Source organism: Streptococcus mitis, assembly GCF_009496285.1.
Lineage (GTDB): Bacteria > Bacillota > Bacilli > Lactobacillales > Streptococcaceae > Streptococcus > Streptococcus mitis_BP.
The window spans coordinates 1-12,228 of the sequence record NZ_WIJK01000015.1 but is presented as its reverse complement, the minus strand read 5'-3'; the positions used below and the strand labels follow the sequence as shown (position 1 = coordinate 12,228).

General features: G+C 38.0%; 16 protein-coding genes and 1 pseudogene. 8 read left to right on the top strand and 9 right to left on the bottom strand.

Going from position 1 to position 12,228, the window contains the following annotated elements; translation table 11 throughout:
* Positions 1-6 precede the first annotated feature (6 nt).
* The 5 genes from GEZ89_RS05975 to GEZ89_RS05955 all read right to left on the bottom strand — a co-directional run bounded on the left by GEZ89_RS05975 (position 7) and on the right by GEZ89_RS05955 (position 3,121).
* On the bottom strand, positions 7-471 hold the full coding sequence (locus GEZ89_RS05975; protein ID WP_001135780.1) for an NUDIX hydrolase: 465 nt from the start codon (positions 469-471) through the stop codon (positions 7-9).
* Between the two features lie 9 nt (positions 472-480).
* The gene (locus GEZ89_RS05970; protein ID WP_153225336.1) at positions 481-1,134 is read right to left on the bottom strand and encodes a uracil-DNA glycosylase; all 654 of its coding nucleotides are present in this window, start codon (positions 1,132-1,134) and stop codon (positions 481-483) included.
* Between the two features lie 61 nt (positions 1,135-1,195).
* Positions 1,196-1,888 carry a YjjG family noncanonical pyrimidine nucleotidase gene (locus GEZ89_RS05965; RefSeq protein WP_153225335.1) on the bottom strand — a complete coding sequence of 231 codons (693 nt, stop codon included), beginning with the start codon at positions 1,886-1,888 and terminating at the stop codon, positions 1,196-1,198.
* Between the two features lie 37 nt (positions 1,889-1,925).
* Entirely contained in the window at positions 1,926-2,123 is a 198-nt protein-coding gene (locus GEZ89_RS05960) for a hypothetical protein (RefSeq protein ID WP_153225334.1), read from the bottom strand.
* On the bottom strand, positions 2,120-3,121 hold the full coding sequence (locus GEZ89_RS05955; protein WP_153225333.1) for a hypothetical protein: 1,002 nt from the start codon (positions 3,119-3,121) through the stop codon (positions 2,120-2,122). Before GEZ89_RS05955 ends, GEZ89_RS05960 begins: the two co-directional genes overlap by 4 nt.
* Positions 3,122-3,530: 409 nt before the next feature.
* On the opposite strand from GEZ89_RS05955, the pseudogene GEZ89_RS05950 reads away from it, so the two are divergent.
* Positions 3,531-3,731, top strand: a pseudogene (locus GEZ89_RS05950) (transposase); the annotation flags it as partial.
* Between the two features lie 104 nt (positions 3,732-3,835).
* On the opposite strand, the gene pta reads toward GEZ89_RS05950, so the two are convergent.
* Genes pta through GEZ89_RS05930 form a run of 4 tightly spaced genes read right to left on the bottom strand, consistent with a single transcriptional unit; the run spans position 3,836 to position 7,195 of the window.
* Positions 3,836-4,810 carry a phosphate acetyltransferase gene (gene pta, locus GEZ89_RS05945; RefSeq protein WP_049509200.1) on the bottom strand — a complete coding sequence of 325 codons (975 nt, stop codon included), beginning with the start codon at positions 4,808-4,810 and terminating at the stop codon, positions 3,836-3,838.
* A gap of 15 nt (positions 4,811-4,825) precedes the next feature.
* Entirely contained in the window at positions 4,826-5,725 is a 900-nt protein-coding gene (locus tag GEZ89_RS05940; protein ID WP_153225332.1) for an RluA family pseudouridine synthase, read from the bottom strand.
* Positions 5,722-6,540 carry an NAD kinase gene (locus GEZ89_RS05935; protein ID WP_025171265.1) on the bottom strand — a complete coding sequence of 273 codons (819 nt, stop codon included), beginning with the start codon at positions 6,538-6,540 and terminating at the stop codon, positions 5,722-5,724. Before GEZ89_RS05935 ends, GEZ89_RS05940 begins: the two co-directional genes overlap by 4 nt.
* Positions 6,524-7,195, bottom strand: coding sequence for a GTP pyrophosphokinase (locus tag GEZ89_RS05930; RefSeq protein ID WP_153225331.1), 672 nt, complete (start codon positions 7,193-7,195; stop codon positions 6,524-6,526). The genes GEZ89_RS05935 and GEZ89_RS05930 overlap by 17 nt, the downstream gene beginning before the upstream one ends.
* A 134-nt stretch (positions 7,196-7,329) precedes the next feature.
* On the opposite strand from GEZ89_RS05930, the gene GEZ89_RS05925 reads away from it, so the two are divergent.
* From GEZ89_RS05925 to GEZ89_RS05895, 7 genes are all read left to right on the top strand, one after another.
* Complete coding sequence (locus tag GEZ89_RS05925; RefSeq protein WP_153225330.1) at positions 7,330-7,899, top strand: CYTH domain-containing protein; 570 nt, start codon at positions 7,330-7,332, stop codon at positions 7,897-7,899.
* 124 nt (positions 7,900-8,023) lie between these two features.
* Positions 8,024-8,968 (top strand): ribose-phosphate diphosphokinase, encoded by a 945-nt coding sequence (locus tag GEZ89_RS05920; protein ID WP_153225329.1) that lies wholly within the window; start codon positions 8,024-8,026, stop codon positions 8,966-8,968.
* A 15-nt stretch (positions 8,969-8,983) separates the two neighbouring features.
* Positions 8,984-10,099: a cysteine desulfurase family protein gene (locus GEZ89_RS05915; RefSeq protein WP_153225328.1), complete on the top strand. Its 1,116-nt coding sequence runs from the start codon at positions 8,984-8,986 to the stop codon at positions 10,097-10,099.
* 4 nt (positions 10,100-10,103) lie between these two features.
* Positions 10,104-10,451 carry a DUF1831 domain-containing protein gene (locus tag GEZ89_RS05910; RefSeq protein WP_045762949.1) on the top strand — a complete coding sequence of 116 codons (348 nt, stop codon included), beginning with the start codon at positions 10,104-10,106 and terminating at the stop codon, positions 10,449-10,451.
* Between the two features lie 9 nt (positions 10,452-10,460).
* Complete coding sequence (locus GEZ89_RS05905; RefSeq protein WP_153225327.1) at positions 10,461-10,676, top strand: DUF4649 family protein; 216 nt, start codon at positions 10,461-10,463, stop codon at positions 10,674-10,676.
* 80 nt (positions 10,677-10,756) lie between these two features.
* Positions 10,757-11,398, top strand: coding sequence for a redox-sensing transcriptional repressor Rex (locus tag GEZ89_RS05900; protein WP_311522274.1), 642 nt, complete (start codon positions 10,757-10,759; stop codon positions 11,396-11,398).
* 15 nt (positions 11,399-11,413) lie between these two features.
* Positions 11,414-12,103 (top strand): gamma-glutamyl-gamma-aminobutyrate hydrolase family protein, encoded by a 690-nt coding sequence (locus GEZ89_RS05895; protein WP_153225326.1) that lies wholly within the window; start codon positions 11,414-11,416, stop codon positions 12,101-12,103.
* The last annotated feature ends 125 nt before the right edge of the window (positions 12,104-12,228 follow it).

Here is a 12,228-nt window from a genome sequence, read left to right as displayed (position 1 = left end):
ACTCCTTTATTCGTAGAAATCCACTTGGGTATCCAATAATTTATCACCATCATAGACAAATTTAGCTGAAAAGAATGGTTTATCTTCTAAAAGCCACTCTACAAAGGTATGGTCCCCTTCCCAGGTCGGCTTACTTAAAACCTCATCGTAAGGAACCCATTCTAAGGTTCCTTCATTACAGTCAATCAACTCACCTTCAAACTCAGTTACCTTAAATACATAGGTGTACCAGTCAAGGTCTGGTGTAAACTCTGGAAAGGTGATTACTCCTTTTAATACTGGTTTTGCTCTTAGACCAGTTTCTTCAAGAATTTCACGAGCAGCACATTCTTGTGGAGTTTCCCCCCGTTCTAACTTTCCACCTACACCGATCCATTTCCCTTCATGGACATCATTAGGCTTTTTATTGCGATGAAGCATGAGTAGCTCTTTCCCGTTGTCAATGTAGCAAATTGTCGCTAACTGAGGCATATTCTCTCCTTATCTAAGCCAATCAATCGGCTCTTGTCCTGTCTCTGTTAAGAATGCATTGGCCTTGGAAAAAGGCTTGGAACCCCAAAATCCTCTATAAACCGACAACGGACTGGGATGGGCTGATTCGATAATCAAGTGCTGATGATTGGTAACTAAGGCCTTCTTCTTGCGTGCATAGGCTCCCCAGAGTACAAAAACGACTGGCCTATCTAGATGATTGACCACCTGAATCACAGCATCTGTAAATGGCTCCCATATCTGACCAGCATGACCATTGGCCTGACCAGCAGGAACAGTCAAGCAAGCATTAAGAAGCAAGACTCCTTGCTCAGCCCAAGCTGTCAAATCATGTGATTTCTTAACTCCGATATCATCTGACAATTCTTTCAAGATATTTTGCAGGGATGGCGGAGCCGGGATAGAGTTAGGAACAGAAAAACTCAAGCCTTGCGCCTGACCTGGCCCATGATAGGGGTCTTGCCCTAGAATCACCACTTTAACTTCTTCAAGCGGTGTTGTCAAGAGAGCTTGAAAAACCTTCTCCTTAGGTGGATAAACGGTTCCCTGAGCATAGACCTGGTTCATAAACTGATTGATTTTACCGAAATAACCTTTGGGTAATTGCTCCTTAATCAAAGCATGCCAAGACGAGTGTTCCATAGCCAACTCCTTCGTTTTTACTGCCTCTATTATAGCAAAAAGTGGCTATCTAAACCACTTTTTACAGTTTATCTAAACAATCCAGCAAGTCTTGATAAGAATGGATTTCGTAAGTCGGCTGGGCTTGTGTGTAATTTTCTAGGTGATGAGGGTTGTACCAAATCGTGTCAATTCCAGCATTATTGCCACCTTGAATGTCGGCGGTTAGGGAATCTCCAATCATCAGCGTCTTTTCTTTGCTAAAACCTTCAATCTGCTGACCAATTTTTTCATAAAAGAGAGCATCCGGTTTTTGTGTTTGCAGCTGTTCAGAGATAAAAACTTGATTGAAATAAGGTGCCAGACCCGATTGAGCCAAACGTCCCGTCTGAATGCCAGTAATGCCATTTGTCGCAGCATAGAGCTCATAGTCTTGTTTTATCAAATTTTTTAATAAATCTTCCACACCTAGGTAAGTCTGCCCCTGTTTGGAAAGGAAAAACTGGTAGCGCTCTGCTAAGTAGGACCCATCTTTTTCAATACCAAAATGAGCAAACAATTTTTCAAAACGAGTGTTAATTAACGCATCCTTTGTAATTTTTTTCTGTTCCAAATCCTTCCAAAGGGCTTTGTTCATGGGCACATAATAATCTTTGTAATTTTGGATATCCTCTACTCCTTCTTCTTCTAAGAGTTGCGTCAGAGCTATATCCTCAGCAGCATCAAAATCGAGTAAGGTGTGATCGAGGTCGAAGAGTAGAAATTTGTAGGACAATTTGAGAGTTTCCTTTCTAGGTACTTAATAGATTAGTTTATTTCTTCTTATTCTTAGTTTTATTCATCAACATACCAACTACAACTGGAGTAACCACACTTCCAACTTGTCCAACAACTTTAAGTATCTTTTTTGCTTCATCTATTTTTTTGTTTCTACATGATTCGCACTTATTGTGCTTATAACTTGATGGTAAATCCCTAGTACATGTCTTGCATTTTTTTATTTTTTTCATTCTAACACCTCTGTCTCAATAGAATCTGGTTTATTTGGCAATTTCATTATAGAAGTTTCAATTTTTGGCAATTCTTTTGTCCAGTAATTTGTAGGAGAAGGATCAAGTAGATCGAGTCTCTCTACTAATTCCTGAGAACTGAGATAAGTTTCGTTAATAAATTTCCCAAAGTAATCCAAACTTTTTTGAGCAGCTTTTTTCTCGCCCAACTCATTATAAGCTATTGCTGCTGATAGTGAAACAATATTTACAGCTGCTAATCCATCTCTAATCTCATTCATACGAGCTTCAATTTTATCTGGTTTATCCCCTTTTAATAACTTACCCCAAGTAGAATCTGGTTGTTCTTTGATAAAATTTACATTTGATTTTTGACTAAGCATTAAGAGATTTCTACTATCTTCTGCATCTGAAATAACTTGCAGTAACATCATTGTTCTAATGTTTGAATCTGATATTTCTCTAGCTTGCAAGAGTTTCTGTTGACAACTATAGGCTATTGCAAGTCTATCTGACTCCTGTCCTTTTCTGACGTCCTCAATAGCATATTGTACATTCTGAATCTCCTCTGCAATCTGAGCCATTTGAATTTGTGACGAATAATCGGCTAACGCTTTATTTAATTCTGGTGTCAACTTAACAGATTTCAATGGTACATTTCCAATGACTTTATTAGTATTAGTGTTTACTAATACAGCCAAGAGAGAGCCATCTTTCTTTGTCATTAATTTTAACACTCCTTGAGCAATTTGTTCCCGTTGTTCTGGAGAAAGAATTGCCTGAAAAACCTCTTCAGGTATACTAGATTGGACAACATTGATAAAGGCTGGAGCAGAATATAACATTTTTTCTACTTCAGATAAGATTTTATTTGCATTTTTGACTAAAGGTTTGGCTATTTCTGGTAACTTATTAAAAAACGATGAGGGTTTTAGTTCATAACCATCAATATCAAGAATATCGAAGTCATCTTCTCCAAAAAATAAAACTTCATCCATAAATTACTACCTCATTATGTTTAAATTATTAGAAATATTATACCATATTAAACAAAATTATGATTTTGATTTTTCTTTAATATCATTTATCCAATCATTTTTACTGGAATCTAACATAGAATAATACTATCCTACACAATTGACAGCTCAAATCTTTCAGAATAGAACAATCCTATCTATCGAATATTCTGTTTTCATAAATATCCATGCAATTCTAGACTTAGAATCCCTATAAATTAAATGTTTTTGTACTCTTCTAAGTAATTGATTACCTTAAATGTTAATTTTTGAAGAATTCTAAAGCTAGAATAGTCCCATCACAATCTGTTTTGAATGATTAACAATTTAGAAACGCTATGATTCTACTCCTTTTACATTAAAAAGGAACTGCCCAAAGCAATCCCCTCTAATTCCACCTTATGCACCAGAAATGAACCCTATTGAACAAGTCTGGAAAGAAATTCGAAAACGAGGCTTTAAAAATAAGGCTTTCCAAACATTAGAAGCCGTCATTGATAAGCTTCAAGAAGTTATTCAAGGACTGGAAAAAACCGTTTTAAAGTCCACTGTCAGCAGACAATGGACTAGGTTGCTTTTTGAAAATAATTGATTATGAGTATAACTTGCCCCAAAGTCTAGTAAAAAACAAAAGGCCTTCTTCAATTACTCCCTACTTGAAAAGCTCCTTTAAGAGAAAAGGAGCTATCTTGTATTTTATTGGTGTACAGCTTGGGCTGCTGTGATAAGAGTAAGTTTGAAGACGTCGTCTGAATTACATCCACGTGAAAGGTCATTAACTGGTTTGTTCAAACCTTGCAATACTGGACCAACCGCTGCAAATCCACCGAGACGTTCTGCCATCTTGTAACCAATATTCCCTGCTTCAATACCTGGGAAGATAAAGACGTTTGCTTGTCCAGCAACCTTACTTCCTGGTGCTTTAAGAGCAGCTGTTTCTGGAACGAAGGCAGCATCAAATTGCAATTCCCCATCAATTTCAAGGTCAGGACGAAGATCATGAGCAATCTTAGTTGCTTCAACAACTTTATCTACGCTTTCACCAAAACCAGAACCTTTAGTTGAGTAGCTTAGCATCGCAATTTTTGGTTCGATACCAAACATCTTAGCTGTGATAGCAGAGTTAATCGCAATCTCTGCCAATGCTTCAGCATCAGGATTGATATTGATGGCACAGTCACCAAATAGGTAACGCTCAGTGCCACGAACCATAAGGAAGGCACCTGAAGTACGACTAACATTTGGACGTGTTTTAATGATTTGAAGGGCTGGGCGAACAGTTGCCGCAGTAGAGTGAATAGCTCCTGAAACCATTCCATCTACCAAGCCCATGTATACTAACATAACACCAAAATAGTTCACGTCTTTAACCAATATTTCGCGAGCTTCTTCTTCAGTCATTTTTCCTTTACGACGTTCTACAAGTGATGCTACCATGTCTTCAAATTGAGGGTAATGTGCAGGATCGATTACTTCATAACCATCCATGATTCCTTCGATTTCAAGATAGATTTTAATTTTATCAGGATTTCCAAGTAGGACAGGGATAACTTCTGTTTCTTTTACGATGCGTTTTGTTGCTTGAAGAATGCGTGGTTCTTCACCTTCAGGCAAGACAATACGTGCATTTTTACCAACTAGGTTGGCTTTTAAATTTTCAAAAACTTCCATGAGTTTTGACTCCTTTTAAGATAAATTATTATTTGATAACTGAGTTATAAGAGTGTTGAAATCATCCGGCAGTGGACTTTCCATCTCCAACTGCTCTTCAAGAAAAGGATGATAAAACGATAAGTAATGGCAATGCAGAGCTTGACGCTCTATGCCATGTTCAAGACTACCACCATAGAGGTCATCACCAAGCAAAGGGAAACCGATATGTGAGAAATGGACACGAATCTGGTGTGTCCTTCCTGTATGCAGTCGAATATCAACTAGATGAATATCGCCATAAGACTCCACTATACGATAGGAAGTATGGGCATACTTGCCACCTTTTGCAACTCGTCTAGTGATAATGGAATCTTCATCTCGAGCAATCGGGGCAATGATTTCACCTTGAGGTTCAAGAAACCCATCTCCTTTAACCAGAGCAAAATAGCGCTTTTCAATGGCTTTCTTTTGCAACTGCTTGTCTAGTCTAGCATGAGCATAACCATGTTTAGCAAAAAGCATGAGACCCGAAGTATCGCGATCTAGTCTGGTTACAATGTGAACCTGCTGATTTTCATAGTTCTGTTTCACATAGTAACCCTTGATAAAGTTAGCGATGGTATTGGAATGATTGACACTAGGAATCGAGGCCACACCAAAGGGTTTGTTTATGATTAAGAAATGCTCATCTTCAAACAGAATATCCAGTGGATAATCAATTGCTTCCAGTGTCTCGAATCCTTCCTCAGGAGGAATGTCGATGACAACCACATCCCCAATATCTAAGAGATAGGTTGCATTTTGTGGATGACCGTTTACGCGAATATCTCCACCTCGAAACTTGATTTTGGCCAGTAAACCTTTAGAGACTTCATGCTTTTTCAGAAAAGTCTTTACCTTGACGTGTTCGTCAGCAATAAATTCAAACCTCATTCATCCACCTCACCAATAAAGGCATCTTTGACACGATTCCAAAAACTAGTATGGCTTGGTGTTGCTACAAAATGAATCTTATGATGGTCTATCTGGTATTCTATTCTTTCAATATTACGGTAAGAATAAATGCTATTGTCAACAGAAATCGTATGATAGTCATTACGAGTTGGTATCAATTCTATCTTATCCTTCTTAGGCACAATGATAGAAGAACCTAAGGTTCTGTAGACACGATTGTTAAGACTCGCAATTTCTGTCAATTGAAGGGCTTCAATGGTAGGATGTAAAACAGCTCCACCAAGAGATTTATTATAGGCTGTACTGCCAGTTGGCGTTGATACCGTCAGGCCATCTCCTCTAAAACGTTCAAATGGCACTTGGTTAATGATAATATCGGCAACCATGGTCCTATCAGCTCTCCGAATGCTAGCCTCATTCAAAGCACGGAAAATTTTCACTTCTCCATTTTCCAAAAATATCTTTACATTTAACAGCGGGTAAGACACACGAGCCCCAGTATCCAACTGTAGATTAGTAAGCAGTTGATCTAGTTCAAAATCACGGTAATCCGTATAGAAACCTAAATGACCTGTGTGAACACCAACGAAGCGAACCTTATCCAGCTGGTCTTCATACTTGTGAAAAGCAGACAAAAGCATCCCATCCCCACCTATGGAAATCACGATATCGGGATGTTTATCATTTAATATAAAGTTATTCTTTTTTAGTCGATCTCTTAATTCATATAAGACTCTTTGACTTTGAGGTTTGCGATTAGCGATTAGATCAATTCGTTTACCTGTATTCTTCATCGGTATCGTCACTATTACCTACCCCGTCATTTAACTTTCTATGCAATGGATCAAAGAGTGCCTGTGCTTCCTGGATATCATCACGAATTTTACTCATTTCTTCATCCAATTGGTGAGAGATTCTTGCTGTGATTTCCAAGCGTTTCTTAATTTCTTCTGGAAAATCCCCTTGATATTTATAATTGAGAGAATGCTCGATGGTAGCCCAGAAATTCATAGCCAAGGTTCGAATCTGAATCTCCACCAGAATCGTTCTTGCACCCTTGATCGTGTCCACAGTATACTCAATAATCAAATGGTAAGAACGATATCCTGAAGCCTTTCGATGAGTGATGTAGTCACGTTCTTGGACAACTCTCATGTCTTGCCTCTTACGAAGGATGGCAACAACCTCGCTCACGTCATCTACAAATTGAACCATGATGCGTAAACCTGCAATATCTTGCAAGTCCTGTTCCAACGTATCGTATCCAATCCCTCGACGAGCCATTTTTTCTTTTATACTTTCGATCGGTTTGACTCGACCAGTTACAAACTCAATTGGAGAATGTTTATTTTGTTTGCGGTATTGTTTTCGAATACCTCGGAGTTTTATCTTCAGCTCTCCGACAGCCTGAATGTAAGGATCTAAAAATTCTTCCCATTCTGTAATCATATATCTTTTTCATCCAATTCTCTATACACTTCGATTTATCTAGTTTTTGATTTTCTAGGAAAAATCTTATACAATAAATACAATGCTTATTATACCATACAATCGCTTTCAAAGATAAGGAAAAAGTAAAAAAAATGAAACATTTAGAAATTGAAATGAAAACACTTCTAAACAAGGATGAATATCAAAGATTGCAGGATCACTTTTCAGGAGTCACACCTATTACACAAAAAAATTACTACCTAGACACGCCAGATTTTTACCTTCGCAAACATAAAATCGCTATGCGCATTCGTACTTTTGAAAATAGCGCTGAATTGACCATAAAAATCCCACAAAAAGTTGGAAATATGGAGTACAATCAAGATCTAAGCCTTGAGGAAGCAAACTATTGTCTTAAAGAATGTAAACTTCCACAAGGAATGATTCTTGACGAATTGACTAGCCGTGGACTTTCAACCAGTGGCTGGGTAGTTTTAGGTTGCCTAACTACTGTTCGCTACGAAAAGCAAACTCCTATCGGCCTCATGGCTCTTGATCAAAGCCAATACTTTGATATTGTTGACTATGAGCTTGAATTAGAAGTGGAAGATGGCAACCAAGGTAGTCTTGATTTCCAAGAATTTTTACAAGCCAATGAAATCCATTACAAAAAAGCTCCTTCAAAATTGGTTCGTTTTATAGAAAATATGAAAAAATACTGAAATAATCTTCTTTTTTTGATAAAATAAAATGGATGAAAAATAATAGAATCTGTTGTAGAGAGCATCTATCACTAAAAGTGTTTCACTACAGCGATTCACTTAGTTTAAAGAGGACGGTTTATCGATGTCAGATACAAAAAACATGAAACTTTTCGCACTATCTTCCAACCAGGAAATTGCTCAAAGAATCGCAGATGCTGCAGGTGTTCCACTTGGAAAAGTATCTTCACGCCAATTTTCAGATGGCGAAATCCAAGTAAACATCGAAGAAAGTGTTCGTGGATATGATGTTTATATCATCCAATCAACTAGTTATCCAGTAAATAACCACTTGATGGAACTTTTGATTATGGTTGATGCTTGTGTTCGCGCAAGTGCTAATACTATTAACGTTGTTCTTCCATACTTCGGCTACGCTCGCCAAGATCGTATTGCTTCTTCACGCGAACCACTTACTGCAAAACTAGTTGCAAATATGTTGGTGAAAGCTGGAGTTAGTCGTGTATTGACTCTTGACCTTCATGCCGTTCAGGTTCAAGGATTCTTTGACATTCCTGTAGATAACCTCTATACAATTCCACTTTTTGCAAAACATTACTGCGATAAAGGTTTGACTGGTTCAGATGTAGTTGTTGTCAGTCCTAAAAACTCTGGTGTAAAACGTGCTCGTAGTCTTGCAGAATACCTAGATGCTCCAATTGCCATCATTGATTATGCACAAGATGATTCTGAACGCAGTCAAGGTTACATTATCGGGGAGGTTGAAGGTAAGAAAGCAATCTTAATCGATGACATTCTGAATACTGGCCGTACCTTCTCTGAAGCTGCTAAAATCTTAGAGCGTGACGGCGCAACTGAAATCTATGCGGTTTCAAGTCATGGACTATTCGTTAACGGTGCAGCAGAGTTATTAGATGCAACAAAAATCAAGGAAATCTTGGTTACAGATTCTGTATTGACAGAAAGTAGAAAACCTAAAAACGTACAATATATCACTGCTAGCGAATTGATTGGTGATGCTATGGTTCGTATTCATGAAAGAAAACCAGTTAGTCCACTATTTAAATAGAAATTAGGTGAGTTTTTGATTTATTTGGATAATGCTGCAACGACTCCAATGTCTTCAGTAACTATCTCAGCAATGACTCAAGTCATGCAAGAAACTTATGGCAACCCTTCTAGTATTCATGGACATGGGCGCCAAGCAGGTAAACTATTACGAGAAGCTCGTCAAGAACTAGCAAGTTTACTAGGAACAAAGCCACAACATATATTCTTTACCACTGGTGGTACTGAAAGCAATAATACTGCTATCATCGGCTACTGCCTTCGCCATCAAAATCGTGGAAAGCACATTATCACTACTGCGATTGAGCACCATGCTGTTCTAGAACCCATCAAATACTTGGTTGAAAATTTCGGTTTTGAAGTGACTATTTTACAGCCTGAACATCAAGAAATCACTGCAGACCAAGTCAAAAATGCACTTCGTGAAGATACCATTCTTGTTTCTACTATGTTTGCCAACAATGAAACTGGTACACTATTACCTATTGCTGAAATTGGTGAGGTTCTAAAAAATCATCCAGCCGTCTATCATGTCGATGCGGTTCAGGCAATTGGTAAATTAGAAATTCTTCCTGAAAAATTGGGAATTGATTTTCTCAGTGCTTCTGCACACAAATTTTATGGTCCAAAAGGAGTTGGTTTTCTCTATGCTGCATCTACAGATTTTGATTCCTATCTTCATGGTGGTGATCAAGAGCAGAAAAAAAGAGCAGGAACAGAAAATCTTCCTGCCATTGTAGGAATGGTAGCAGCTCTAAAGGATGATCTTGAAAACCAAGCACAAAACTTTGAAAAGGTTCAACAACTGAAAGACACCTTCTTAAAGGAAATGGCTGAGGCAGACTATTACCTCAATCAAGGAAAAGACCAGCTACCTTATGTCCTTAATATTGGATTTCCAGGTCAACGTAATGATCTACTACTCCTTCGTCTGGATCTTGAAGGGATTTCTATTTCAACTGGTTCTGCTTGTACTGCAGGTGTCGTTCAGGTTAGTCATGTTCTTCAGGCTTTCTACGGAGAAGGCTCTCCTCGCTTACACGAATCCGTTCGCGTCAGCATTTCACCTCAAAATACAGAGCAAGAAATGATCACCCTCGCCCAAACTCTAAAAGAAATCATTGGAGGTTAACTCAATGGCATTCGAAAAAACTATTAGTCTTAAAAATTGCCGTTACGATTACACACTTAGCCCTACTGTCAAAAAGTTTACTCTAAAAGATAACACTTTTTTTGAAACAAAGGTTGGTAACTATGAATTAACACGCCTTCTTGAGAAGGTTCCAAATAGTGGAGAAGGTTTCCAACTTAAGATTATCATCAACAAAGACTTAACTGGTGCAAAAATCAACATCACTGATAAATTTGGTCTACGTTTGGTTGATATCTTTAAGTCAGAAGAAACTCATATCCACCAAGAGAAATTCTACTTCTTGATGGACAGTCTTGTGGAGCGTGGTGTCTTCACTAAAAGTGAAAGATAGAAGGTCCCTATGTTTCGATTAACCTATAAGGATACCTATCAAGTCGATCGCATTTTAGAATACGAAGATTACGAAGCACTCATGCTGTCACTTTCAGGATGTGTGACTCTTCCAGATACGACCGTCATTACTTCTCTTACCTATAAGGGAAAAGAAATCTATCAAGGTCTTCTGGGAGATCTCTATCGTTTTCTATATCACTATGATTTTACAAAGATAAACTAAGATTTTCTTAGTTTTTTCTTGTTTTTGTTGATTTTTTCACAATCTTTCTATAAAATAGTATTTAGAAAGGTTGTGATTTTGTGAAAGAAAAACAGTCTGCTATTCCAAAAGCAACAGCAAAGAGACTTTCTCTTTATTATCGTATCTTTAAAAGATTTCATGCAGAAAAGATTGAAAGAGCCAACTCAAAACAAATTGCCGAGGCCATTGGTATTGATTCTGCTACCGTTAGACGAGATTTTTCCTACTTTGGTGAACTTGGTCGCCGTGGATTTGGCTACGATGTCAAAAAACTAATGACGTTTTTTGCTGATCTTCTAAATGATAATTCTATTACGAATGTTATGTTAGTGGGGATTGGTAATATGGGGCACGCTCTCCTTCACTACCGTTTCCATGAACGAAACAAAATGAAAATTATTATGGCTTTTGATTTGGATGACCATCCTGAAGTTGGGACGAAAACTCCCGATGGAATTCCAATTTATGGAATCTCCCAAATCAAGGATAAAATAAAAAATGCAGATGTAAAAACTGCAATCTTAACTGTTCCGAGTGTCAAATCACAAGAAGTAGCTAATCTCCTTGTCGATGCAGGCATCAAAGGAATTTTAAGCTTTTCACCCGTTCATCTCCAACTACCAAAAGATGTGGTAGCTCAATATGTGGATTTAACTAGTGAATTGCAAACTCTCCTCTATTTCATGAGAAAAGAGGATTAGAAAGCGTAAGCATTTATGAAAAAACCAGTTATAGGGATTACAGGAAACGAAAAAACTCATCCAGATGATGACATCATGATGAGCTACGCAGCAAAGGGCTTTGTTGAAGGAGTCAAGGAAGCTGGAGGGATTCCCATCATCCTACCGATTGGTGATCAAGAAATGGCTAGCCACTATATCAGTATGATTGACAAGCTCATCTTGACAGGTGGGCAAAATGTTGATCCAAAATTCTATGGTGAACCAAAAACCATTGATAGCGATGACTACCACCTTCAAAGAGATATCTTCGAACTAGCCCTCATCAAGGAAGCTATTAAACAGAAAAAGCCTATTTTCTCTGTTTGCCGTGGGACTCAACTCTTTAACGTTGCTATGGGTGGAACTTTGTATCAAGATATCGAAGACCACTGGCAGGATTGTTCTGCCGAGTACACAACACAACGTTTGGTAACAGAACCTGATACTGTTCTTCGAGATATCTATGGAGAAATCTCTCATATCAACTCTTTCCATCATCAGAGTATCAAGGATTTAGCACCTAACTTAAAGATTGTAGCTCATGACCCTAAGGATGGCATTATTGAAGCTGTTATGAGTACAGATGATGTTGCCTTTCTCGGTGTCCAATGGCATCCAGAATTCCTCTTTGAAAATCGTCCCAAAGATAAAACTCTTTTCGACTATGTCGTCAATGAATTGTAAAGAGTCTGGGACAATAGTGTCTCGATTCTATCAAAAAAGCAACGGTTTTTGCCGTTGCTTTTTGCATGGTTGCGATAGTCTTGGTAAAATAGAATTGCTTAATAAACCATTTAGAAAGGCTATCC